Source organism: Pseudomonas salicis, assembly GCF_057128705.1.
In genome coordinates, this window is sequence record NZ_JBSKHU010000005.1 from 228023 (window position 1) to 252539 (window position 24517).

19 protein-coding genes and 2 pseudogenes are annotated in these 24517 nt (G+C 60.7%); 13 read left to right on the forward strand and 8 right to left on the reverse strand.

Going from position 1 to position 24517, the window contains the following annotated elements:
- Nucleotides 1–56: 56 nt before the first annotated feature.
- The 5 genes from parE to ACWKWE_RS19530 all read left to right on the forward strand — a co-directional run bounded on the left by parE (nucleotide 57) and on the right by ACWKWE_RS19530 (nucleotide 6630).
- The gene (parE, locus tag ACWKWE_RS19510; protein WP_166596033.1) at nucleotides 57–1961 is read left to right on the forward strand and encodes a DNA topoisomerase IV subunit B; all 1905 of its coding nucleotides are present in this window, start codon (nucleotides 57–59) and stop codon (nucleotides 1959–1961) included.
- Nucleotides 1958–2956 carry an esterase-like activity of phytase family protein gene (locus ACWKWE_RS19515; protein ID WP_371928549.1) on the forward strand — a complete coding sequence of 333 codons (999 nt, stop codon included), beginning with the start codon at nucleotides 1958–1960 and terminating at the stop codon, nucleotides 2954–2956. The genes parE and ACWKWE_RS19515 overlap by 4 nt, the downstream gene beginning before the upstream one ends.
- Entirely contained in the window at nucleotides 2953–3474 is a 522-nt protein-coding gene (locus ACWKWE_RS19520) for a retropepsin-like aspartic protease family protein (RefSeq protein ID WP_166596032.1), read from the forward strand. Before ACWKWE_RS19515 ends, ACWKWE_RS19520 begins: the two co-directional genes overlap by 4 nt.
- 10 nt (nucleotides 3475–3484) lie before the next feature.
- A complete protein-coding gene (parC, locus tag ACWKWE_RS19525; protein WP_166596031.1) occupies nucleotides 3485–5743 on the forward strand; it encodes a DNA topoisomerase IV subunit A in 2259 nt (752 codons plus the stop codon).
- A 179-nt stretch (nucleotides 5744–5922) separates the two neighbouring features.
- The gene (locus tag ACWKWE_RS19530) at nucleotides 5923–6630 is read left to right on the forward strand and encodes a PqiC family protein (protein ID WP_166596030.1); all 708 of its coding nucleotides are present in this window, start codon (nucleotides 5923–5925) and stop codon (nucleotides 6628–6630) included.
- A 229-nt stretch (nucleotides 6631–6859) separates the two neighbouring features.
- Here ACWKWE_RS19530 and ACWKWE_RS19535 read toward each other — a convergent pair.
- Together ACWKWE_RS19535 and ACWKWE_RS19540 are read right to left on the reverse strand one after the other, a co-directional pair.
- Nucleotides 6860–7588 (reverse strand): annotated as a pseudogene (locus tag ACWKWE_RS19535) (histidine kinase); the annotation flags it as partial.
- A gap of 74 nt (nucleotides 7589–7662) precedes the next feature.
- Nucleotides 7663–8392, reverse strand: a pseudogene (locus ACWKWE_RS19540) (histidine kinase); the annotation flags it as partial.
- A gap of 131 nt (nucleotides 8393–8523) precedes the next feature.
- On the opposite strand from ACWKWE_RS19540, the gene serB reads away from it, so the two are divergent.
- Nucleotides 8524–9741 (forward strand): phosphoserine phosphatase SerB, encoded by a 1218-nt coding sequence (gene serB / locus ACWKWE_RS19545; protein WP_483851428.1) that lies wholly within the window; start codon nucleotides 8524–8526, stop codon nucleotides 9739–9741.
- 129 nt (nucleotides 9742–9870) lie between these two features.
- On the opposite strand, the gene ACWKWE_RS19550 is transcribed toward serB, so the two are convergent.
- The 4 genes from ACWKWE_RS19550 to ACWKWE_RS19565 all read right to left on the reverse strand — a co-directional run bounded on the left by ACWKWE_RS19550 (nucleotide 9871) and on the right by ACWKWE_RS19565 (nucleotide 15263).
- Entirely contained in the window at nucleotides 9871–11658 is a 1788-nt protein-coding gene (locus ACWKWE_RS19550) for a molecular chaperone (protein ID WP_483851429.1), read from the reverse strand.
- A gap of 281 nt (nucleotides 11659–11939) precedes the next feature.
- Nucleotides 11940–12803, reverse strand: a complete 864-nt coding sequence (gene asd / locus ACWKWE_RS19555; RefSeq protein WP_483851430.1) for an archaetidylserine decarboxylase — start codon at nucleotides 12801–12803, stop codon at nucleotides 11940–11942.
- Nucleotides 12804–12867: 64 nt separating this feature from the next.
- Nucleotides 12868–13683, reverse strand: coding sequence for a rhodanese-like domain-containing protein (locus tag ACWKWE_RS19560; RefSeq protein ID WP_166596025.1), 816 nt, complete (start codon nucleotides 13681–13683; stop codon nucleotides 12868–12870).
- A 44-nt stretch (nucleotides 13684–13727) separates the two neighbouring features.
- Nucleotides 13728–15263, reverse strand: coding sequence for an HDOD domain-containing protein (locus ACWKWE_RS19565; RefSeq protein WP_483851431.1), 1536 nt, complete (start codon nucleotides 15261–15263; stop codon nucleotides 13728–13730).
- A gap of 211 nt (nucleotides 15264–15474) precedes the next feature.
- On the opposite strand from ACWKWE_RS19565, the gene motA reads away from it, so the two are divergent.
- Together motA and motB are read left to right on the forward strand one after the other, a co-directional pair.
- The gene (gene motA / locus ACWKWE_RS19570) at nucleotides 15475–16326 is read left to right on the forward strand and encodes a flagellar motor stator protein MotA (protein WP_166596023.1); all 852 of its coding nucleotides are present in this window, start codon (nucleotides 15475–15477) and stop codon (nucleotides 16324–16326) included.
- A gap of 3 nt (nucleotides 16327–16329) precedes the next feature.
- Nucleotides 16330–17367 (forward strand): flagellar motor protein MotB, encoded by a 1038-nt coding sequence (motB, locus tag ACWKWE_RS19575; RefSeq protein WP_166596022.1) that lies wholly within the window; start codon nucleotides 16330–16332, stop codon nucleotides 17365–17367.
- A 59-nt stretch (nucleotides 17368–17426) separates the two neighbouring features.
- Here motB and rsgA read toward each other — a convergent pair whose 3' ends face one another.
- Nucleotides 17427–18458, reverse strand: a complete 1032-nt coding sequence (gene rsgA, locus ACWKWE_RS19580) for a small ribosomal subunit biogenesis GTPase RsgA (RefSeq protein ID WP_166596021.1) — start codon at nucleotides 18456–18458, stop codon at nucleotides 17427–17429.
- A gap of 107 nt (nucleotides 18459–18565) precedes the next feature.
- Here rsgA and orn point away from each other — a divergent pair, with 107 nt between their 5' ends.
- On the forward strand, nucleotides 18566–19102 hold the full coding sequence (gene orn, locus ACWKWE_RS19585) for an oligoribonuclease (RefSeq protein WP_166596020.1): 537 nt from the start codon (nucleotides 18566–18568) through the stop codon (nucleotides 19100–19102).
- 104 nt (nucleotides 19103–19206) lie between these two features.
- The gene (locus ACWKWE_RS19590; protein WP_166596019.1) at nucleotides 19207–19818 is read left to right on the forward strand and encodes a trimeric intracellular cation channel family protein; all 612 of its coding nucleotides are present in this window, start codon (nucleotides 19207–19209) and stop codon (nucleotides 19816–19818) included.
- A gap of 106 nt (nucleotides 19819–19924) precedes the next feature.
- Here ACWKWE_RS19590 and queG read toward each other — a convergent pair whose 3' ends face one another.
- Nucleotides 19925–21043: a tRNA epoxyqueuosine(34) reductase QueG gene (gene queG / locus ACWKWE_RS19595; RefSeq protein WP_483851432.1), complete on the reverse strand. Its 1119-nt coding sequence runs from the start codon at nucleotides 21041–21043 to the stop codon at nucleotides 19925–19927.
- 62 nt (nucleotides 21044–21105) lie between these two features.
- On the opposite strand from queG, the gene ACWKWE_RS19600 reads away from it, so the two are divergent.
- From ACWKWE_RS19600 to ACWKWE_RS19610, 3 genes are read left to right on the forward strand one after another with little or no spacing between them, the layout of a single operon-like run.
- Complete coding sequence (locus ACWKWE_RS19600) at nucleotides 21106–22602, forward strand: NAD(P)H-hydrate dehydratase (RefSeq protein ID WP_483851433.1); 1497 nt, start codon at nucleotides 21106–21108, stop codon at nucleotides 22600–22602.
- Nucleotides 22590–23060 (forward strand): tRNA (adenosine(37)-N6)-threonylcarbamoyltransferase complex ATPase subunit type 1 TsaE, encoded by a 471-nt coding sequence (gene tsaE / locus ACWKWE_RS19605; protein ID WP_166596017.1) that lies wholly within the window; start codon nucleotides 22590–22592, stop codon nucleotides 23058–23060. Before ACWKWE_RS19600 ends, tsaE begins: the two co-directional genes overlap by 13 nt.
- Before the next feature lie 2 nt (nucleotides 23061–23062).
- Nucleotides 23063–24502 (forward strand): N-acetylmuramoyl-L-alanine amidase, encoded by a 1440-nt coding sequence (locus ACWKWE_RS19610; RefSeq protein ID WP_218576229.1) that lies wholly within the window; start codon nucleotides 23063–23065, stop codon nucleotides 24500–24502.
- Nucleotides 24503–24517 lie beyond the last annotated feature (15 nt).

Consider the following 24517-nt stretch of genomic DNA (forward strand, 5'->3'; position numbering starts at 1 on the left):
AACCTGTAGAACAGTGTCATTCCGACATTTCATGAACGACTTGATGACGAGACCCCATGGCCAATCCCAGCGCTAGCTCTTATAACGCAGACGCCATCGAAGTCCTCTCGGGCCTCGACCCGGTCCGCAAGCGGCCGGGCATGTACACCGACACTTCTCGGCCGAACCACCTCGCCCAGGAAGTCATCGACAACAGCGTCGACGAAGCCCTGGCAGGCCACGCCAAATCGGTGCAAGTGATTCTCCACGCCGACAACTCCCTGGAAGTGGCCGACGACGGTCGCGGCATGCCGGTGGACATTCACCCGGAAGAGGGCGTCTCGGGCGTCGAGCTAATCCTCACCAAGCTCCACGCGGGCGGCAAATTCTCCAACAAGAACTACCAGTTCTCCGGCGGTTTGCACGGCGTGGGGATTTCCGTGGTCAACGCGCTCTCCACCCAAGTGCGGGTGCGGGTCAAGCGCGACGGCAACGAATATGAAATGACCTTCGCCGACGGCTTCAAGGCCACCGAGCTGGCCGTGGTCGGCACCGTCGGCAAGCGTAACACTGGCACCAGCGTGTATTTCGCGCCGGACCCGAAGTATTTCGACAGCCCCAAATTCTCGGTCAGCCGCCTCAAGCACGTGCTCAAGGCCAAGGCCGTATTGTGCCCAGGGCTGCTGGTCAGCTTTGAAGACAAAAGCACTGGCGAAAAAGTCGAGTGGCATTACGAAGACGGCCTGCGCTCCTACTTGCAGGACTCGGTCAACGATTTCCTGCGCTTGCCGGAAGAGCCATTCTGCGGCGCCTTCGCCGGTAACAAGGAAGCCGTGGACTGGGCGCTGCTGTGGCTGCCGGAAGGGGGCGACAGTGTTCAGGAAAGCTACGTCAACCTGATCCCCACCGCGCAGGGCGGCACCCACGTCAACGGTTTGCGTCAGGGCCTGCTCGACGCGATGCGCGAGTTCTGCGAGTTCCGCAACCTGCTGCCGCGTGGCGTGAAGCTGGCCCCGGAAGACGTCTGGGAGCGCATCGCGTTCGTTCTGTCGATGAAGATGCAGGAGCCGCAATTCTCCGGCCAGACCAAGGAGCGGCTGTCGTCCCGTGAAGCGGCGGCCTTTGTGTCCGGTGTGGTCAAGGACGCGTTCAGCCTCTGGCTCAATGCGCACCCGGAAATGGGCATGCAACTGGCCGAGCTGGCCATCAACAACGCCGGCCGTCGCCTGAAAGCGAGCAAAAAGGTCGAGCGCAAGCGCATCACCCAAGGTCCGGCATTGCCGGGCAAATTGGCGGATTGCGCGGGTCAGGACCCCATGCGCGCCGAGCTGTTTCTGGTCGAGGGTGACTCTGCAGGCGGCTCCGCCAAACAGGCGCGAGACAAGGAATTCCAGGCCATCCTGCCGTTGCGCGGCAAGATCCTGAACACGTGGGAAGTCGATGGCGGCGAAGTCCTTGCCAGCCAGGAAGTGCACAACATCGCGGTCGCTATCGGCGTCGATCCGGGCGCGGCGGACATGAGTCAACTGCGCTACGGCAAGATCTGCATCCTTGCCGACGCCGACTCCGACGGCCTGCACATTGCCACGCTGCTCTGCGCGCTGTTCGTCCAGCATTTCCGTCCGCTGGTGGACGCTGGCCATGTGTACGTCGCCATGCCGCCGCTGTACCGCATCGATCTGGGCAAGGAGATTTACTACGCGCTCGACGAAGCCGAGCGCGACGGCATCCTTGACCGGCTGGTGGCCGAAAAGAAACGCGGCAAGCCGCAAGTCACGCGATTCAAAGGCCTGGGTGAAATGAACCCACCGCAACTGCGCGAAACCACCATGGACCCGAACACTCGTCGTCTGGTGCAACTGACGCTGGACGATTTCGAAGCGACGTCCGAGATGATGGACATGCTGCTGGCCAAGAAGCGCGCAGGTGATCGCAAGACCTGGCTGGAATCCAAGGGCAATCTGGCCGAGGTGCTGGTTTGATCCGAGGGTGGCTGGCAGCGCTGATGCTGACCGCCATGCCGATATTCGCTGCGCAACCGGCGGCGCAGAAGCCGCTGCCCGAGCTCACGCTGGAATCCGAGCACGCAGTCGACGACATGATCGGCGGCAACCTGTCCGGGCTGGCCTCGTGCAATGGCGTTCTGTGGACGGTATCCGACCGCGACGACGAGATTCTGTACAGCCTCGACACGTCAGCGACGGTCTGGAAAGCCAAGGCGCTGAAGCTTGAGATTCCGCCGATTCCGGACAGCGGTTTGTCGGGCACGCTGCGCAACATGGCCAAGGCCGCGTCGCTGCTACGGGGCGGCGACCTGGATTTCGAAGGCGTGACCTGTGATGCGGCGGGCAATCGTTATCTGGTCAGCGAAGGATTCGCGACGGTGCTGAAAGTGCCCGTCGAGGGCGCGGCAAGCTGGTTGCCCCTGCCGAAGAAGCTGGTCGTGGAAGCCCAGGCGGCGGGCATGCTTCAGCATTTCAACGCTATTTTTGAAGGCATCGCCATCAGCCCGGCAGGCGACCAGATCTGGCTCGCCGCCGAGCGCGAAAAGCGTGGGCTGCTGACCGCGAAGCTTGGCAAGGACGGTTGGGCATGCGGCACCAGTTGCATCCTGCGTATGGAGTCCGGCAATGACACCTTGCCGCCACAGCTGGGGGGCAAATCCGTCGCCAAGGACTTTTCCGATATCTCACTGTACAAAGGCAAACTCTACACCCTGGAGCGCGCGGCTTATCGCATCTGTCGTCGGACGCTGGAGACCGGGAAACTAGAGACCTGCTGGTCGTTTGCCAGAGAGGCCTTGCTGCCAAACAGGCTCTACGATCAGAAATACGGCCTCACCGAAGCGCTGATCATCGATGACACCGGCGCCTGGGTAGGCATCGACAACAATTTCGGTGCCCGGGCCGATGGCGAAAAACGGCCCATTGTCTGGCGTTTCGATGCGCCGGAGGGTGGCTGGAGCAGCAAGCCTTGACGCAAGGGCCTCCCGGCAAACGCGCCGGGCGCCTGATGCTGATCATTGTCTGGGCGGCAGGGCTGTTTCTGGCGACACGGTTTTTTGGTCAGTGGGAGCAGCATCAGGAAAATCCGAATACGGCGGTCACCTCGGAACACGGTGATGGCTATGTCGAAGTGCGACTGGCGAGCAATCGTCAGGGGCATTTCGTCATGACGGGGCAGATCAATGCACACCCCGTCGAATTCATGCTCGACACGGGCGCGACCCATGTCGCGATTCCCGAAGGTGTCGCGCAGACACTGCGACTTGAGCGCGGCGCCAGGGTGGAAGTCAGCACGGCCAATGGCCGGACTGACGCCTTCCGGACCACGCTGAAGCGGCTGCAAATCGGCGATATCGTCCTGAACGATGTGCGCGCCCTCGTGGTGCCCGGTCTGGACGGTGATCAGGTGCTGCTGGGTATGAGCGCCATCCAACAACTCGAATTCACACAGCGCGGCGGCACCTTGCTGCTGCGTCAGACGACAAAATGATGAGGCCCGCATGAGCGACTCCCTTGACCTCAGCCTGGACGGCGTAGAACGCCGGTCGCTGGCTGACTTCACCGAACAGGCCTATCTCAACTACTCCATGTACGTGATCATGGACCGCGCTTTGCCGCATATCGGCGACGGCCTGAAGCCTGTGCAGCGGCGCATTGTCTACGCCATGAGCGAGCTGGGTCTGGATGCCGACGCCAAGCACAAGAAATCGGCGCGTACCGTCGGTGATGTGCTGGGTAAATTCCATCCCCACGGCGATTCGGCCTGCTACGAAGCCATGGTGTTGATGGCCCAGTCTTTCAGCTATCGCTACACGCTGGTGGACGGCCAGGGGAACTGGGGTGCGCCGGACGATCCCAAGTCGTTCGCCGCCATGCGTTACACCGAAGCGCGTTTGTCCCGCTATTCCGAAGTGTTGCTCACCGAACTGGGCCAAGGCACGGCGGACTGGGTGCCGAACTTCGACGGCACGCTGGACGAGCCGGCGGTGTTGCCAGCCCGTTTACCGAACATCCTGCTCAACGGCACTACCGGTATCGCCGTGGGCATGGCCACCGACGTGCCGCCGCACAACCTGCGTGAAGTTGCGTCGGCCTGTGTCCGTCTGCTGGATGAGCCCAAGGCCACCATCGAACAGCTGTGTGAGCACATACAGGGTCCGGATTACCCGACCGAAGCGGAAATCATCACCCCGCGCGCCGACCTGCTGAAAATCTACGAAACCGGCCGTGGCTCGGTGCGCATGCGTGCGGTGTACCGCGTCGAAGATGGCGACATCGTGGTCACCGCGCTGCCTCACCAGGTCTCCGGCGCCAAGGTGCTGGAACAGATCGCCGCGCAGATGCAGGCCAAGAAACTGCCGATGGTCGCTGACCTGCGCGATGAGTCGGACCACGAGCACCCTTGCCGCATCGTGATCATTCCGCGCTCCAACCGCGTCGATCCCGAAGAGCTGATGCAACACCTGTTCGCCACCACCGAGCTGGAATCCAGCTACCGGGTGAACATCAATATCATCGGCCTCGACGGTAAGCCGCAGCTGAAAAACCTCAAGACGCTGCTGTCCGAATGGCTGCAATTCCGTCTCACCACCGTGCGCCGCCGCTTGCAGTTCCGTCTGGACAAGGTCGAGAAGCGTCTGCACCTGTTGGAAGGTTTGCTCACTGCGTACCTGAACCTGGATGAAGTGATCCACATCATCCGCACCGCCGAGCACCCGAAAGCCGAGCTGATCGCGCGTTTCGACCTGTCTGAAATCCAGGCCGACTACATCCTCGACACCCGGTTGCGTCAGTTGGCGCGTCTGGAAGAGATGAAGCTGCGTGGCGAACAAGACGAATTGCTTAAGGAACAAGCCAAGCTTCAGGCCCTGCTGGGCAGTGAAACCAAGCTGCGCAAGCTGGTCCGCAGCGAACTGATTGCCGACGCACAAACCTATGGCGATGACCGTCGCTCGCCAATCGTCGAGCGCGCCGAAGCCAAGGCGTTGTCCGAAAACGAACTGATGCCGACCGAACCGGTGACCGTCGTGCTGTCGGAAAAAGGCTGGGTGCGCTGCGCCAAGGGCCACGACATCGATGCGACCGGGCTTTCCTATAAAGCGGGCGACGGCTTCAAAGCGGCAGCGGCGGGGCGCTCGAACCAGTTCGCCGTGTTCATCGACTCCACCGGCCGCAGCTACTCGCTGGCGGCGCATACCTTGCCGTCTGCGCGAGGGCAGGGCGATCCGTTGACGGGCCGTCTGACACCGCCGCCTGCCGCCACCTTCGAGTGCGTGCTGCTGCCGGACGACGACGCGCTATACGTGATCGCATCGGACGCCGGTTACGGTTTCGTGGTCAAGGGCGAGGATCTGCAAGCCAAGAACAAGGCAGGCAAGGCGCTGTTGAGCTTGCCGTCGGGCGCGAAGGTTATCCTGCCGCGGCCCGTGCCAGATCGTGAGCAGAACTGGCTGGCGGCGGTCACGACCGAAGGTCGCCTGCTGGTGTTCAAAATCAGCGATCTGCCGCAGCTGGGCAAAGGCAAGGGCAACAAGATCATCGGTATTCCGGGTGAGCGCGTCGCCAGCCGTGAAGAGTATGTGACCGACTTGGCTGTCATTCCTGAAGGCGCCACTTTGGTGCTGCAAGCGGGCAAGCGTACGCTTTCGCTGAAGCCGGATGACCTTGAACATTACAAAGGTGAACGTGGCCGTCGTGGCAATAAGCTACCGCGTGGCTTCCAGCGCGTAGACGCTTTGTTGGTGGAAAGCGCTACTTAAACCGGTGATTTCAGCTGCCGATCTTCGTTTCGTCACGAAGATCGACGCAGAATCGCTGGAGTCATCGCGCATATTCACGGATGATATGTCGTCTTGAGGTGCGGGCGTGGCTGTGTGCCTTCATGTTTTCTTGAGTATTTGACAGTGTGGCCGCCGTGCGGGGCCACTTGGACGGAATGATGAATTTTCTACGCGTTCCTTTTGTTCTGTTGTTGACCGGCGTTCTAGGTTTGGCCGGGTGCAGCGTTCATCAGCCCCAATCGCTCTATCAGCTGGACAGTGGCGAACCTGGGCAACCGAAACAAAGTGCCGGAGTCGCTGTTTTGCTGGGTCCGGTTTCCGTTGCTGACTATCTGCAACGCGAGACATTACTGCAACGCCAACCCGACGGCAGCCTGACGGCCTCGGCTGACGGGCGCTGGGCGGGCAGTCTGTCCTCTGATATCGATCAATTGCTGCTGCGCCAGTTGGCGTGGAAGCTGGACAGCCAGCGGGTGGTCATGGCACCTGCGGCCGCGAATTTCACCCCGGATGTGCAGGTCGTACTGTCGATCACCCGTCTGGATTCTGGTGTGAATCAACCCGCCGTGCTCGACGCTCAGTGGCGTTTACTGGACCGTCGCGGGACCGTGCGCGACAGCAAGCTGGTTCACCTGGAAGAGCCTCACGCGGGTACCTCTGCGGCGCAGGTCAAGGCTCAAGGCGTGCTGTTACAGCGTCTGGCCGATCAGCTGAGCGTGGCAGTCAAACCGGTGGCCAGTCAGCCGTTGGTCGCGGAAGAGCCCAAGAAAGCCGCTCAACCCGCCAAGACCCGCGTCGATCAGGACAAACCAAAGATCCCGATGGCATCGCCAATTCGCACAGACCTGGAAATCTACCGGTTCTGAGTCAGTTACAAACAAAAGAGCCCGCAGCGATGCGGGCTTTTTTGTGGGTAATGGTTGGTGACGGGATGAACACAGGCTTCCTGATCGTTCCTCACGCTCCGTGTGGGAATGCATCTCCCCGACGGTCCGCGTCAGCCTGAACAATGGACGCGAAGCGCCCAAGGCTGCGTTCCCACGCGGAGCGCGGGAACGATCAGGCACGCGTCTTCAGGAGCGCGAAGGGAAGCGGTCAGGCCTTGCGCGCCTCATGCATGCGGGCCAACTGGCGCTCCAGCATCGACGGATACGGTTCCATCAGGCGCTCGACACAGCTGGCGCCTTCAGGGCTGGCGATGGGGCGAATGCGGGCGCGTTGGCGGATGGTGTGGTCTTCGCTGATCTTGCGCTCGACCAGCAGCAAGTTACGGCTGTGTTGCGACAGAGCCAACGCGTCTTGCGCGGTTTCGGTCAGCAGCAGGTCGATCTGATTCATGCCGTGCAAGCCTTCGCCCAGCGTCAGACCCAGTTGCAATTGCAGCGTGATGCCGCTGTCCGCGACTTCGATCTGCAAGGCGTGGCTCAGGGCGCGTAGCAATTCGCCGCAGCAGATGGCGTTGGTCAGGTAATCGTCACCGCTGTCCTGGGTGCTGAACACCATCAGTGAGCTGCCGTCGTTCAGTGTGTGCAACTCGCTGTCATAGAGCGATGCTGCCTGATCGATGCAGTCGCGATAACGCTCCAACAGTTCGGTCAAACGAGCGCGAGGCAAACGGCGCAATTGCTCCTGCGAACCCAGCTGAACGGCCAGCACCGCGCTGTATTGCGGCTGCGACGGAGCCACTGGCAGAACAGGGCGTGGCGCAGGTTTTTGAACCACGGGCGTGTTGTCACGCAGATCGGCGAACGGGTCTTCTTCGTCCTCCTCATCTTCCTCGGCCATGATGCGTCGCGCCGGGATCGCCGTGGCGCGGGGCTTCGGCGCTTCGTCGAACTCAGGGTCGCTCAGGTCGCTGGCGTCGAACTCAGGCGAGTTGTCGTCGTCCGCTTCCGCCACAGGCTGGGGCTCGGGAATGGGTTGCGGCTCAGGCTCCGGCGGTGCATAAGACGCCTTGAGCTGACGGGCCAGATCACCGATTTCGTCCTGACGATCAGTCGCCGGGGTGTATGGATCGATGTAACGCAGCCACATGCGCAGTTGCAGCATCGGCGTGGAGATATGCCGCCCCAGACGCAGGCTCAAGGCGAGCGCCAGTGCCAACAGAATACCGGCCAGGATCCCCATGCTTTGCAGGCTGATCAGCAAAGGCTGCTGGAACTGGGACATGTCCAGGCTGATGCGCAAGGTGCCCGCAACCACGTCCTGGAACGTCACTTTGATTTCGTAGAGGCCCTCGGCTTCGCCCAACAGCCCGTTTTTCGGACGCTGACCGGCTTCGGCAAGGATGCGGTTATCAACGCTGTAGATCGCCGCGTGGGCCACCAGCGGGTTCTTCACCAGATTGCCCAGCAACACGTTGAGGCTGAGGATGTCGTTGGACACCAGCAGCTCAGTGGCGGAGGTCGCAGTTTGCGTGGTCAGGGCCTGGCCCAGCGCATCTGCCTGTTCGTGCATGGCTTGCTTGAACTGCAAACCCATCACGCAGGCATAGATCACCAGCGCCAGCGCGACGAGGATCACGTTGTGGCTGGCGATGCGCAAAGCAATCGGAACGCGTCGATGACGCAGAGCCCGGAAGATCAGCAAGAAGAAATTATCGGTTTTTACTGGCGTGGGCCGGTTCACTGAGCACGGCTCTCTTGGAGAAGTTGGGGCGCAGTATAGCGAGCGACCCAGAGACGGCAAAGCGCTCACTGTGCCCGGTGGTCACTGAAAGTGAGTAGAATGCCGTTTTTTTCCACCTGCGGGGGTGCGCCTTGCGCGAAATTGTCCTGATAAACATCACTGGCGAAGACAGTCCGGGTCTGACGGCGGCCATTACTGGCGTACTGGCTCGCGGCGGCGCCGATGTTCTGGATATTGGTCAGGCGGTGATCCACGACACGCTTTCGTTTGGCATTCTGGTCCAGATTCCGGACACCGAGAACGGCTCGAAGGTGTTGGATGGGGTGCAGTCGAAGGTCGATGAACTGGGCTTACAGGTGCTGTTCACCCACGTCAGCGAAGACGACTACCAGCACTGGGTCGACGATCAGGGCAAAGACCGGCACATCGTGACGTTGCTGACCCGCAAGGTCACGGCCGAGCAATTGCAAACCGTGAGTGCGATCACCGCCAAATACGGCTTGAACATTGATCGCATCGACCGTCTGTCCGGGCGCATGCCGCTGGACATGCCAAGTGACAAGGGCAAGGGCTGCATCGAGTTTTCCGTGCGCGGCGAACCCGCTGATGCGCAGGAGATGCGCGCCGAGTTCCTGCACGTGGCGCAAGAGCTGAACGTTGATATCGCGTTCCAGCAGGATTCCCTGTTCCGCCGCAATCGTCGTCTGGCCGTGTTCGACATGGACTCGACGCTGATCGAGGCTGAAGTCATCGACGAACTGGCCAAGGCCCACGGCGTGGGTGAGCGCGTGTCGGAAATCACCGAGCGTGCGATGCGGGGCGAGCTGGATTTCCGCGCCAGCTTCAAAGAGCGTCTCGCGTTGCTCAAAGGCCTCGATATCAAAGTGCTGGATGAAATCGGCGCCTCGCTGCGTTTGACCGAAGGCGCTGAAAACCTGTTCGCCGAACTCAAGCGCCTAGGCTACAAGACCGCGATTCTGTCAGGCGGCTTCACCTACTTCGCCCGTCAGTTGCAGGCGAAACTGGGTATCGACTACATCTTCGCCAACGAGCTGGAAGTGGTGGACGGCCAATGCACCGGCGTGGCCGTCGAGCCGATTGTCGATGCGCAGCGCAAGGCTGACCTGTTGCGCGAGCTGGCGATCAAGGAAGGCTTGAGTCTGGAGCAGACCATCGCCGTTGGCGACGGCGCGAACGATTTGCCGATGCTGGCCATTGCCGGTCTAGGCGTTGCGTTCCGTGCCAAGCCGCTGGTTAAACAGTCTGCCAAGCAGGCGATTTCGACGCTGGGTCTGGACGGGGTGCTGTATCTGCTGGGGTTCCGCGATCGGGAAGGGCGGAGTCTGTAAAACACCGCCTCTGGATGGAGCGTTTTCTGTAGGAGTGAGCTTGCTCGCGATGCGTGGAACCAGCAAAGCATGAGGTGACTGAAATAGCCTATCGCGAGCAAGCTCACTCCTACAGGGAAGGGCTTAGGCTTACAACACGGTCCACAACGAATCGAATTCCTGCTCTGGCCCCGCTTCCGGCGTCGGTTTTTTCGGCCCTTCCAGAATTTCGTATTCGAACTGGTTGTAGCTGCCTGTCGTCGCCTTGCGATTGCTCAGGGTCGCACGACGTTCGTCGCCGCTGCTGTTGATCATCACTTTATTGCCGTCGTCGAATGGCAAGCGAGGCGCAATGACGGTGGCAGGCACATCAATGGCGCGCACTTCGGGCAGCAACAGCACTCGCAGGTACTGACTGCTCTGTTCGGCACGCAGCAACTGCATGCCGCACGCCTGTGCGAACGGGGCGATCAGCTCAACCCCCATCTGCGTACCGCCGCTGCGCACCTGACGCACCCAGCGCACCACTGCGATACTCCAGCCGTGGCCGTGATCCTGAATGCCGATCATCTCGCCTGCCTGCAGCTGATCGGGAACGTCTTTAGGCCAGGCCAGGCAATAGCCGCCGGGGCTGTGGTTGACGATGTTCAGGTTGTAGGTAGGAAAGCTCTTCTGACCATCCAGGGCAGAGGCGCCGCCGTCCGCTTCCTCGCGCTGATACTCAATCTCTTCGAACGGCAGCATTGAAGTCGACGACCCTGTGCGCTGAACGTCCATCGCCTGCGCCCATGGGTCGTGGCGCGCTGGCTCAAGTGGCTGCAAGCTGTATTCGGCGACTTTGCTCACGGTCACCGTAGGCACCAGCAGCAGATCGCTGAAGCATTTTTTGCCACCGACGAAATAGTGCAGGGCGCTCATGCCGACACAGACGGTCAACGTGCCTTGCCCGACCGTGCGCTGGAAAGCACGCTCAGACACATCGCCCCACGCGGCGGCGAGATGTTGCAACACGTCGAGGGAAAGGCCTGGCGGTACGTGCAGGTAAGACTGCGAGCGCTGCTCAATGGGCATTTCGATGTAGCGCTGCAAGGCTGCCGAAAGCGGGCGAGGGTTGATGCCCAGCAGATTGCCGCGCTGATCGTCGGTGTACAGCGTGGTGTAGCGCGGCGCGGTATCGGTGCCATGGGCCACGGCGTACAGGCTGGCGTCATCGACCGGCTGTTGCAGCGTGACCATCGAGCTCCAGGCATCCAGTGCATCGGCCAGTTTGCCGATGTTGTGCTGACGCATCTGGTTGCAGCGGGAGCACCCCATCAGCAACGCCACGACGTACGTCTGTTCGACGGTCAGCGTGCGAGTGTGGTGCGCTTGATTGTCAGCCACTGGAACGTTGTGCAACTGATTCTGGCGAGCAATCTGGTAGATCTGATGCAGTTCGAGCCACAGACCGTCTTGCACCGGGCAATAAAGCTGGTTGGCGCGGATCAGCGGGCCATTGAGGCAATGCAGCGCGCGTTGGAGGGCAGTGGTCAGCAGCGTGGTGCGGTCGCGAGTGAGTTTGGGCGCGACTCGGGCGATGATTTGCTTGTAGCCAATGGCCAGGTGGTTTTGCAGGGCCTGGCACAGATTGGCGACTTTGCGCGGGCGTTCTTCAAGCACGACCGACTGATTGAGGAAGTGACGTTCAAGGTGTTTGCACACGAAGAAGACTTCGGGACGCAGCAGCTCCAACAGTTGCAGCCGGTTTTCGCTGGGGGTCAGCAGCTGGTTGAGTTCGCCCAGGCCCTGATACAGCTGGCGAGCCATTTCACCGAGGTTGGCTTTGGGGAGCGTGGCGATCCAGCGCTTCAGGTCTTTCGGCGTCGCGTCACAGAACGACAGGCTCGACTGCGTCGGCACAGGGGCGCGCAACAACAGTGGGAGGCTTAAGTTACTCATGTGACAGGCAAACTCCAACAACTACTGGCTCAGATGACTACAAGCGATCGCATGCATGACACGCGTGACCGAGCTAAACGAGCAAGTTTACGTCAATTGAAAGCGAAGTTTCCTACAAGACTGACGAGAGACTGTACCAGCATTGGGCCATGAGGGCAGCCCTTAATGTCAATGTGACACCGTATCAATACGGATACAAAGGCGCCTGGCTGACCAGCGGCGGGCTGTGCTCTCGATCCCAGGCCCGCCAATAAACCGTTTCAGAGTTTGTCAGGCAAGAATCAGGCCTGAGAAGGGGTTGCCAGCAATTGACCCATTCGAGTCGGCGAACCGGCTGCCAAGTCCGCTGCCCAGTTCACCTGATTCGGGCCAAACAGCACGATGGCGGTCGAGCCTAGCTTGAAGCGCCCCAACTCGGCGCCCTTCTCCAGATGGATGGGTGCGCGTGCGGCTTCATCATAGCGGAAGGTTTTCAGTTCACGTTTTGGAGGGGTTACCAGACCCGCCCAGACGGTTTCGATGGAGGCCACGATCATCGCGCCCACCAACACCACGGCCATTGGGCCGCGCTCGGTGTCGAACAGGCAGGCCACGCGTTCGTTGCGGGCGAACAGTTCCGGGACGTTTTCCGCTGTGGTCTGGTTCACCGAAAACAAGCGACCCGGAACGTAGACCATCTCGCGCAACGTGCCTGCCAATGGCATGTGAACGCGGTGATAGTCCTTCGGCGACAGGTAAATAGTGGCGAACTCGCCGCCCATGAACGGCGCGGACAAGCGTGCATCGCCACCCAGCAGCTCAAGTGCGCTGTAGCTGTGGCCCTTCGCCTGGAAAATCCGGCCGTGGTCGATAGGGCCCAACTGGCTCACCGCGCCATCGGCAGGGCATAGAATCCCGCCCGGTGTTTCGTCCAGCGGGCGTGCCCCCGGCTTGAGGGCTCGGGTAAAGAAGTCGTTGAAATGCGGGTACGCCGTGATGTCTTCCACCAGGGCCTGGGACATGTCGACGTTATAGCGGCGTGCGAACCACTGAGTGAAGGCGTTCTTGAACCAGCGCACGCGGCACTCGGCAACGCAGCCCGCCAGACGTGACAGCAGATGGTGGGGAAGCAAGTATTGGAAAAGGATAAACAGACGCTGTTTCATCAAGGTTCCTAAAGCGTTCAAAAGGGCTTTTCAAAGGTCGAGACAGGGAATGCCGGGTGAGCAATTACTTCTCAATGGGCGTATCCGGGTGATTGCCCCATTCGCCCCACGAACCGGCGTAACCCTTGATTCGCGGGTAACCCAGCGCCTTGGCGACCAGGTAGGTGAAGCCTGAGCGATGGTGTGTCTGGCAATGGGTGATGACTTCCTTGTCCGGGGTGATGCCCAGGCTCTCCAGAATCTGCGGCATGTCCTTGCGGATGCGCAGACTGCGGGCCTGATCCATGCCTGCCGTCCATTCGAAGTTCACAGCGCCTGGAATATGGCCGCCGCGTGCTGCCACGACCTTTTCGCCTGAATATTCGGTAGGACCACGTGCGTCCCAGATGGCGAGGTCGTCAGCGCCCAGTCGGCTTTGCAGGTATTCGCGGGTGGCGGTGGGTTCGTCGTGAATCGTCACTGGCACCGGGCCGCCAGCAGGGGCGGGCACTTCTGTAGACAGCGGCAAACCTTCCGCCTGCCAGGACAACAGGCCGCCGTCCAGATAGTGGTATTTCGAATGGCCGATGACGTCCAGCAGCCAGATAAAGCGCCCGGCCCAGCCGCCGCCCTCGTCGTCGTACACCACATAAACGGCATTCGGGTTGTGACCGAGTTCGCCAAACAGCGCTTCCAGCTGCGGCTGTGTCGGCAGCAGGCCTGGCGCGGGAGGTTGGCCGAGTTGGGTACGTTTCGGGTCGACGAAACGAGCGCCGGGGAGATGACCGGCTTCATAGCGGGCGGCGCTGGTCAGGTCGACCAGGATCAGTTCTGAAGCGCCGAGGCGTGCCTGCAGGTCTGCGGGCTCGATGACCAGCGGCAAGCTTGAGAAGGCAGACATGGGTGTCTCCAGATCATGAAAAGAGGCGAATTGTAGCTCAGCCGTCAGCCATTGCGATGGCTAAAGGTTGTCAGCGCTTTCTCTATGCATTGCCCGGTTTTTCCGAAGGCTTGCACCGTCACTTCCGAGAAAGGCCCACCCCCCTGATCGGCGACGATCACCATGATGACCCGGCCATTGCTGGCCAGTGATCGGATCAACAGGTTTTCACCCGAAAACAGATTGCGCAGTTGCGGGGGCAGCAAGGCCGAAAACTGGGCGTTGTTGCTGGCGTTCAGACGCAACTGTGTGGCTTGGGCCAACAGGCGTTGCAGGACCGTGCTGTCTTTATAAGGGATGAGCAGCGCGGCGGCGGATTTGTCCACGCCGGCGATTTGATGCACTCGCAGGGTGTCGGTTTTACGGTCGATCATCAGCAGCACGGCCCGTTGCATGCCCGAAGCGATCAGAGCGTCTCGCGCCGTGGTCGTCAGGTGCATGGCATTGGTGAAGGCGCTGGGTTCTTTCAGCAGCTCGCCGCAGTGCTTGCGCCAGACTTGCAGCGCTTCAGCGGACGGCGGTGGCGCAGGCAGCAAGCCTTTGTGCACCCGCCGAGTGTCCCAAGGCCACAACAAGGCTTCGGCCGGATGCCAAACGCCGGGCGCTGCGTGTTGACGAGCGCTGGCAGCGGCGTTCTGGTGCACCTGTTGTTGAAGGTCATCGAAGGGCTGTTGCAAATAAAGGCTGGTCAGCAATTGCCAGCGCAGATTGTGCGGCGAGTCCCACGCTTGTTGTGCCGATAGCGCCAGGCCATTGGCCAGAAGAATGGTGTTGGCGGGCTGATTGAACCAGCGGCGCAAAGGCAGATCGGCATCCAGCGCTTGCTGTTGTTTGAGCGGATCATCGCTCTCGTGGGCGATGCGCAACACCTTCACCAGACTGCGCTGTTCGCGCATTAGCAGGTGATAGCCCTGTGTGACCCAGATCGGCAGTTGCCAACGCTCCGCCAATGCCTGGCACAGTTGCACCAGGCGCACGCCGAACAAGGCTTTTTCCACAGTCTTGGCGCACTCTCCTTTGTGGATAACCCGCAATTCCCACTCTTCCAGCAACTTGGGATGGGCCAGTGCCATGGGCCACAGTGGCGCGAGGAACAGCAGGCTCCCCAAATGAATGTCTTGCCATAGACGCGCCAACTGATTCGCAAACAGCCCGTACGCCTGTTGTGTGGCGTGCTGGCTGATCAGTTGCAGTTGGCGCAGTGCGACCGGGATTTGTTGCAGTTCCACGCTCGGCAATCGCGCAAGCAAAGTGCCGGTGCGGGCAAGCCCCAGTCTATTCAGCGCCACTTCAAGGCTTTCGGCCGGTTCGGTCAGGCCGCCGCTGTGCACATTGGCTTCGCGCAGCACGCTGAGGACCAGTGCCGGGCTGTCCTGCATCAACTCAGCAATCTCGCGCAGCGATCTGCGGCTGTCGTTCAGCGCGGCATTGACCTTCGCATGCGCGACGGCGGGAACAGGCAGGGCGAGACTGTCTAGCTGCTTGACCCAGGCATCGAGTGTCTGCGGAACGAGGAGCGGGGAGGCTTTATCTGATTGCATTCACAAGGCCCGTACGGCTGGGAGGTTTTGATCGGCGTCGAATGATGGCATCATGCTGGCCTTCGTGCTGCTAGACCCGGGCCAGACGCCAGGCAGGATTTTCGCTTGATTTCACTATAGTCTGGCGCACTCATGCCGATAAGTAGAACAAGAGTTTTGAACGCTTCTCGCACAATGACCATGAACCCGACTCAGTAAGTATTCTTTATCTATGGCAAAAATTATCGGCATCATCGTCGTTTTCGCGAGCGTCCTCGGCGGCTACGTACTTTCCCATGGTCAAATTGCTGCGTTGATTCAGCCTTTCGAGGTGTTGATCATCGGTGGTGCCGCGTTCGGTGCATTTTTGCAGGCGAACCCGGGCTATATGACCATGCACGTGATCAAGAAGTCCGTGAAGATGTTCGGTTCACGCTTCACTCACGCCTTCTATCTGGAGGTGCTGGGGCTGATCTACGAGATCCTCAACAAGAGCCGCCGCGAAGGCATGATGGCCATCGAGGGCGATATCGAAGAGCCTGAAAACAGTCCGATCTTCGCCAAATACCCCAGCGTGCTCAAAGACACCAAGATGATCGCGTTCATCTGCGATTACCTGCGCATCATGTCGTCCGGCAACATGGCTCCCCACGAGCTGGAAGGCCTGTTCGACATGGAACTGCTGAGCATGAAGGAAGAGCTGGAGCATCCTTCTCACGCCGTCACCGGCGTGGCGGACGGTATGCCCGGTTTCGGTATCGTGGCGGCGGTACTTGGTATCGTGGTGACCATGGCGTCCCTGGGTTCTGGTGACAAGGCCGCGATCGGTATGCACGTCGGTGCGGCGCTCGTCGGTACGTTCTTCGGTATTCTCGCGGCATACGGCTTCTTCGGCCCACTGGCTCAGTGCCTGGCCCACGACGCCAAAGAAGAAATGAACGTGTTCGAGTCGATCAAGGCATCGCTGGTGGCGTCGGCCTCAGGCGTGCCGCCTTCACTGGCTGTCGAATTCGGTCGCAAGGTTCTCTATCCAGCGCACCGCCCCAGCTTCAGCGAGCTGGAACAAGCTGTTCGCGGTCGTTGATTCATGGAAAATAATCAGCCCATTATCGTCAAGCGCGTAAAGCGCTTCGGCGGCGGCCACCACGGCGGCGCCTGGAAAATTGCCTTCGCCGACTTCGCGACGGCGATGATGGCGTTCTTCCTCGTGCTGTGGCTGATGTCCTCGGCCACGCCCGAGCAGTTGATCGCCATTGCCGGTTACTTCAAAGACCCGGTCGGGTTTTCTGACAGTGGCTCGCCTTACGTGATCGACCTGGGCGGTTCGCCCGAGATGTCGCCCGACCAGACGCTCAACCCTGAAGTGAAATCCACCCCGGCGCCGGACAAGGTGCCTGTGGACGCCGACAAGGAAGACGCAGCGGCCGAGCAGGTCGAGCAAGAGCGGCTGGAGATGCTGTTGCAGGAGCTGCAGACCAAGGTCAACGAGAACCCGCAACTGGCGAAGTTCAAGGATCAGATCCTGTTTGAGATCACTCAGGACGGCCTGCGTATCCAGATCATGGACGCTGAAAACCGGCCTATGTTCGACATCGGCAGCGCGCGTCTGAAGCCGTATTTCGAAGACATTCTGCTGGCCATGGCCGACACCATCAAAGCGGTGCCGAACAAGATCAGCGTGAGTGGTCACACCGATGCGACGCCTTTCGTGGGCAACAACGGTTTCGGTAACTGGGAGCTGTCGGCCAACCGCGCCAACGCTGCTCGCCGTGCATTGACGGCGGGTGGCTATCCAGACCCGCAAGTCGCTCGTGTGGTGGGTTATGCGTCGTCGGCGCTTTATGACAAGGACAGCCCCACCAACCCGATCAACCGTCGTATCGATATCGTGGTCCTGACCAAAAAGGCCCAGCAGCGTATTGAGGGTGCACAAGGGACGGGGGACGCGCCTAAATCGGATGCTGCTCCCGCTCCAACCTCGCCGACGGCGCCGGGCGCCAAACCGGGGGCATCGACCGCCGCGCCTGCCGTCGATCCCCAGGCCTACGCCCAGCCCCATGAGATTCGGCAGAAGCTGAACCTCTTCGATCAGGGGCAACTGAAGATCGACGAGACCAAGAACTGATACCCGGTTCGAGCAAAAAAACGCCGCGATGATCGCGGCGTTTTTGTGTGCGGCAGGTTTTAGTAACTGCTATCCGGCAAACTCGCGATGATCGAGCGATAGCTGTTCATCCGCTGTTGCTGCACGCGGCCATCTTCCAAACCCTTGAGCAGCGCACACCCCGGTTCGCGATCATGTTTGCAATCGCGGAAGCGGCAGCGGCCCAGCAGGTCGTTGAATTCGATGAAGCCCGCTTCGACGTCGGCGCGGCTCACATGACCCAGGCCGAATTCACGAATGCCGGGGGAGTCGATCAGATCGCCGCCACGGGGGAAGTGGAACAGGCGGGCGGTGGTCGTGGTGTGAGTCCCTTGGCCGGAATACTCCGACAAAGGCCCGACCCGCGTGCCGACTTCCGGCAACAAGCTGTTGACCAGGGACGATTTGCCCACGCCCGACTGACCAACGAACACACTGATGTGGCTGTCGAGCAAGTCTTGCAACTGTTGCATGCCGTTGCCGTGATGAGCCGACACTTCCAGCACCGGGTAGCCCAATGTCCGATAGACCGCCAGCAGCGCATTCAGCGCCGGGGCATTCTCGTCGTTGATCAGGTCGAATTTGTTCAGCAGCAACAGCGGGCGAATCCCGGCGTGTTCCGCAGCCACCAGATACCGGTCGATCAAGTTGGCATGAGGTTCAGGCGCGGGGGCGAACACGATGACAATCATGTCGACGTTGGCGGCCACCGGCTTGAGCTGGCCCCGGGTGTCCGGGCGGCACAGCTCGGTGTTGCGCGGCAATTGGGCGACGATCACACCAATGCCCTGATTGCCTGCCCGCCAGACGACTCTATCGCCGGTTACCAGCGCTGGCAGGTTGGCCCGCAAATGGCAGCGGAACACCTGACCGCTCAGTTCGCCTTCCTGTGCCTCGACTTCCACCTGAACGCCGAAGTGAGCGATGACCAGCCCCGTCTGCTCGGGACCCAGGTCGCCGCCTTCCAGCGTTTCCAGTGCTTGGGATTCACGTTTGGCGGCACGGGCAGCGCGCTCGCCTTGAATCTTTTCGATGCGCCAGTTTTGGCGGCGGTTGAGTTGGCGTTTGGCCATGGGTGTTCTGAGATCCGGAATGCAAAAGCTGCTAATTGGGTAAAGCGCGGGGGAGTCTAGCACGCTCGGCTACGCTAAACTGCGCGCCTACGCTGAGGAGCCGACATATGCAGAACAAGCAGAATCTGATCTGGATCGACCTGGAAATGACCGGTCTGGACCCTGACAACGACGTCATCATCGAGATGGCGACCATCATCACCGACAGCGAGCTGAACACTCTGGCCGAAGGTCCGGTCATCGCCGTGCATCAAAGCGATGACCTGTTGAATGGCATGGACGAGTGGAACACCCGTCAGCACGGCGGTTCAGGCCTGACCCAGCGCGTGCGCGAAAGCACCATTTCCACTGCCGAGGCGGAAGCCATGACTCTGGATTTCATCAAACAGTGGGTGCCGGAACGCAGCTCGCCGATCTGCGGCAACAGCATCTGCCAGGATCGCCGCTTCCTTTATAAGCGCATGCCGACCCTGGAAAACTACTTCCATTACCGCAACCTCGATGTTTCGACGCTCAAGGAGCTGGCGGCACGCTGGTCGCCGGAGCTGAAATTCAAGAAGGGCAGCACCCACCTGGCGCTGGACGACATTCGTGAATCCATCGCCGAGTTGCGTTTTTATCGCGAGCATTTCATCAAAGTCTGATGCGTCGAGTAGGCGTTTGCTTGCCCGTGACAGGAACACCGTAACCGCGGGCAAGCGCTTCTAAGCGTTTCAAACTGCGTCCCTCTTTCGCACGGATCGCCACCATGCTGTTGATGCTTTACCTGATCGCCATCACTGCCGAGGCCATGACTGGCGCGCTGTCTGCCGGACGTCGCGGCATGGACTGGTTTGGCGTGGTGCTGATTGCCTGCATCACGGCGCTGGGAGGCGGTTCGGCGCGCGACGTGCTGTTGGGCCACTATCCGCTGACGTGGGTGAAACATCCGGAATACTTGATTCTCACCACTTTGGCCGCTTTGGTGACGATCTTTATTGCACCGCTGATGCGCCACCTCCGCTCGCTGTTCCTGGTGCTCGACGCCTTGGGTCTGGTGGCGTTTACGATCATCGGCTGCACGACGGCGTTGGACATGGGGCTGGGCATGCTGGTGGCGGCGGTCAGCGGGGTGATCACCGGGACTTTTGGCGGCATCCTGCGAGACATCTTCTGCAACGACATCCCGCTGATCTTCCGGCGCGAGCTGTACGCCAGTGTCTCGTTCGCTGCCGCCTGGTGCTTTTTGCTGTGCCAGTGGGCGGGGTTGCCGATCGAGCAGGGCACGCTGATTACCTTGTCGGGCGGGCTGTTGCTGCGTCTGCTGGCGATCAAGTACCACTGGGAAATGCCCAAGTTCGTGTACAAGGATGGGCATTGAATTTGAGACTGGGTGGAGACTTTTGTAGGAGTGAGCTTGCTCGCGATTCTCCAGCACATTCAAAGATGCAGCGTCTGAAAGAACCCTGTCGCGAGCAAGCTCACTCCTACAGGTTTTGAGTTGGCTGGTTAACGCCATGCTGCCGCAATGCCCATTCCACATGCTCGCGCACCATCTCTGACGGATCGCTCAGACGCGATTTCAACGCTTCGATCACCGGAATGGTAGAAGGCGCATTGCCCAGCCCCACCGCTAGATTCCTCAGCCACCGTTCATACCCCGCACGCCGCAATGGCGAGCCTTCGGTATTGCTGAGAAACGTCGTCTCATCCCACAAAAACAGCGTCGTCAGTTCGGCGTTATCGAGGCCGTGGCGGGGTTTGAAGTCGTTTTGATCGGTGGGCCGGGCGAAGCGATTCCAGGGGCAGACGATCTGACAATCGTCGCAGCCGAACACTCGATTGCCGATCATCGAGCGCAACTCTTCGGGAATCGACGTTTTCAATTCGATGGTCAGGTAAGAAATGCAGCGCCGGGCGTCCAGCACGTACGGCCCGACGAACGCGTTGGTCGGGCACACGTCCAGACAGGCTGTGCAACGGCCGCAATGTTCGGTGGCATGAGGGGCGTCGGTCGGCAGCGGCAAATCGACGAACAGCTCGCTCAGGAAGAAATAGCTGCCCGCTTTGCGATTCAGCACCAGCGTGTTCTTGCCAATCCAGCCCAGACCGGCCTGTTCGGCGATGGCCTTTTCCAGTACCGGCGCACTGTCGACGAACGCCCTGAAGCCGAAGGGGCCGATGGCTTGCTGGATACGCTCGGCCAGTTGCTGCACGCGCTTGCGAATCAGCTTGTGATAATCGCGGCCCAAGGCATAACGCGAGACATAGGCTTTTTCCGGCTGAGCCAGCAATTGCGCCATCTGCGTTTCGCCCGGCAGATAGTCCATACGCAGCGACACCACTCGCAGCGTGCCCGGCACCAATTCCTCCGGGTGCGAACGTTTGCTGCCGTGCGCTGCCATATAGTCCATCTCGCCGTGATACCCGGCTTCGAGCCAGCGCTCCAGATGCTGCTCATGTTCCGCCAGATCCAGCCCCGAGATGCCCACTTGTTGGAAGCCGAGTTCGCGCCCCCAGTCCTTGATCGATTGGGCAAGCTCGGACAGCGCCGCAGCCGACAAGGGCGCGGATTGTGTGGCTGGATCTACAGTAATCGCGGACATGCAAGGAGGACACCGGGGCGCAGGTGCGTATAATTCTGCCAGACATCGGAGCCCAAAGACGCATGTTGCACAGCAAACCCCCATTTCCCGACGCACTGTACAGCGCCGCGCAGGTCCGCGACCTCGACGCACGCCTGATTGCAGCAGGCACGCCCGGCTTCGAACTCATGCAGCGCGCAGCCCACGCCGCCTGGCGCGCGATCCGTCGCCACTGGCCTGACGGTCAGCGACTGACAGTGCTGGCAGGCCATGGCAATAACGCGGGCGATGGCTATTTGATTGCGGCCTTAGCCAAGCGAGCAGGCTGGCAGGTGACGGTGCTGGCTGTGGGCGATTGCTCGGCGCTGAAGGGCGATGCCGAGACCGCTTATAAAGAAGCGGCGGGCGATCAGGTCGACATCCAGCCGTGGCAGCAACAAGTGCTGAGCGGGATCGTCGTCGATGCGCTGCTCGGGACGGGTCTCAAGGGCGATGTGCGCGACCCCTACACGTCCGCCATTCACGCCATAAACGACAGTCGTTTGCCGGTCATGGCAGTCGACATCCCGTCGGGGCTGTGCGCGGACACGGGCCACACCCTGGGCGTGGCGGTGCGTGCCGATCTGACGGTGACCTTCATTGGTCTCAAGGTCGGCCTGTTCACCGGTGATGCGCCTGATCGTGTCGGTGAGCTGGTGTTCGACGATTTACAGGCTGATCCGGCCATCGTCGGGCAAGCGCCCGTCAGCGTTAAACGTCTCGATACATTTAATCTGCCCGTCCTCAAGGCTCGTCCTCGCACGGCCCATAAAGGCCAGTTTGGTCGCGTGTTGGTCATTGGCGGCGACCTTGGCTTCGGCGGCGCGGCCCTGCTGTCCACGGAAAGCACGTTGCGCAGCGGCGCGGGGATGGTCACGCTGGCGACCCGTCCCGAACACGTTACCGCTGCGTTGACGCGGTTTCCCGGAGTCATGAGCGCAGGCGTCAGCTCGGCGAATCAACTGATGGCGCTGATCGAGCCCGCCAGCGTGTTGGTCGTCGGGCCAGGATTGGGGCAGCACAGTTGGGGCCGCAGCCTGTTGTCTGCCGCCGCCAATGCCGAACGGCCTCAAGTCTGGGACGCTGACGCGCTGAATCAGTTGGCCGCCGGTCTGGTGCGGTTGCCCAAGGATTGCGTGATCACGCCGCACCCTGGGGAAGCGGCGCGTTTGCTGGGCGTTGGCACTCAGGAAATTCAAGCCGATCGGCCCGCTGCGGCGCGAGCGCTGGCCCGGAAATTCAACGCTGTCTGTGTTCTCAAGGGCAGCGGCAGCCTGATCGCTAACCCTGCTGGGGATCTGGCGCTGGCCAATCACGGTCATCCGGCGATGGCGACGGGCGGTTTGGGCGATGTGCTGGCGGGCGTCATTGGCGCGTTGATGGCGCAAAAAATGCCCGCTTTCGAGGCCGCCTGCCTCGGCGTCTGGCTGCACGCGCTGGCCGGAGAACAATGTGGCGCCAGTGGGCGCGGGATGGCTGCCGCTGATCTGATTCCTGTTATTCGTAGGCTTCTGGAGGAGCAACAACCGTGTCTGAGTTAACCCTGCACCTGATGGGTGAAGAGGCGATGACCGACTTTGGCGCACGGATTGCCCAAGTCACTGAAAGCAATGGAATTATTTTTCTTGAAGGCGATCTGGGGGCTGGCAAGACCACCCTGTCGCGGGGAATCATCCGTGGGCTGGGCCATGTCGGCGCGGTGAAAAGCCCGACGTTCACCCTCGTGGAACCTTACGAGATTGGGAGAAATCGCGCGTATCACTTTGATCTTTACCGACTTGTTGATCCAGAAGAGCTAGAATTCCTCGGCATACGGGATTACTTCGAAGGGGAGGCCCTTTGCCTGATCGAGTGGCCCAATCTTGGTGCGGGCTTTTTGCCAAAGCCTGACCTGATCATTACCATTAGGCCGCACGCGGAAGGTCGAGCGCTGACTCTGAGCCCTGAAAGCTCGCGCGGTGAGAAATGGTGTGCCGCTTTGGCTTTGGAATTCAAATAGATATGGGGTTAGGTATGCGCATGCGCGCGCTGGTTACTGTGATTGGACTGCTGCTGACGACGCTGGCCGTCGACGCGTTGGCCGCTTCACAGGTACGAAGTGTCCGCTTATGGCGTGCTCCGGATAACACTCGACTGGTTTTCGACCTGTCTGGCCCGGTTCAGCACAGCGTCTTTACCCTTCAGTCTCCGGACCGTCTGGTCATCGACATCAACGGCGCGACGCTGGGCGGTGCGCTGAACATCCCCACCGCCAACACGCCGATCACCAGCATGCGTTCAGCGCAACGCACGCCGGACGACCTGCGCGTGGTCATCGACCTGAAAAAGGCCGTGACCCCGAAAAGCTTCACGCTGGCGCCGAATCAGCAGTACGGCAATCGTCTGGTAGTCGATCTCTACGACAACCCTGCCGACGCCAACCCGCCGCCGACCGTCGCCGACACCCCGGCCACCGTAGCCCCGGCAACGCCAGCGGTGCCGGTCAGCCCGTCGAAGCCTGAAATCAAGCTCACGCCTGTGCCGAACGGCAAGCGCGACATTGTGGTGGTCATCGATGCCGGACACGGCGGTGAAGACCCGGGTGCATCAGGCAGCCGAGGCGAGAAAGAAAAGAACGTCGTGCTGTCGATCGCCAAGGAATTGCAGCGCCAGATCAACGCCGAGAAGGGCTATCGCGCCGAGCTGACCCGTACTGGCGATTACTTCATCCCGTTGCGTAAACGCACGGAAATCGCCCGCGCCAAAGGGGCCGACCTTTTCGTGTCGATTCACGCTGACGCCGCGCCGTCTTCGGCGGCGTTCGGTGCATCGGTGTTTGCGTTGTCCGAACGGGGTGCCACCTCCGAGACCGCGCGTTGGCTGGCAGACAGTGAAAACCGCTCCGACTTGATCGGCGGGGCGGGTGCTGTGAGCCTGGACGACAAAGACCGCATGCTCGCGGGCGTATTGCTCGACCTGTCGATGACCGCGTCGCTGACGTCGAGCCTCAACGTCGGCCAGAAAGTCCTCACCAACATTGGCCGCGTGACCTCGCTGCACAAGGCGCGAGTCGAGCAGGCAGGCTTTATGGTGCTCAAATCGCCCGACATCCCATCGATCCTCGTGGAAACCGGCTTTATCTCCAACTCGGCCGAAGCCAGCAAATTGCAAGGTGCCAGCCACCAGCAGGCTTTGGCGCGTTCGATCACGGCAGGCGTGAAGCAGTTCTTCCAGCAGAATCCGCCACAAGGCACGTACATCGCCTGGCTGAGGGACAACGGCAAGCTGGCCATGGGGCCGCGTGAGCATATGGTGCGTCCGGGTGAGTCGCTGAGCATGCTCTCGGCCCGTTACGACATGAGTATGGCAACGTTGCGTTCGGCGAATAATCTCAGCTCCGATGAATTGAAAGTCGGTCAGCAATTGAAGATTCCGAGCGCGGAACTGGCGGGTGAGCCGTGACGGGTCTGCTGCTCG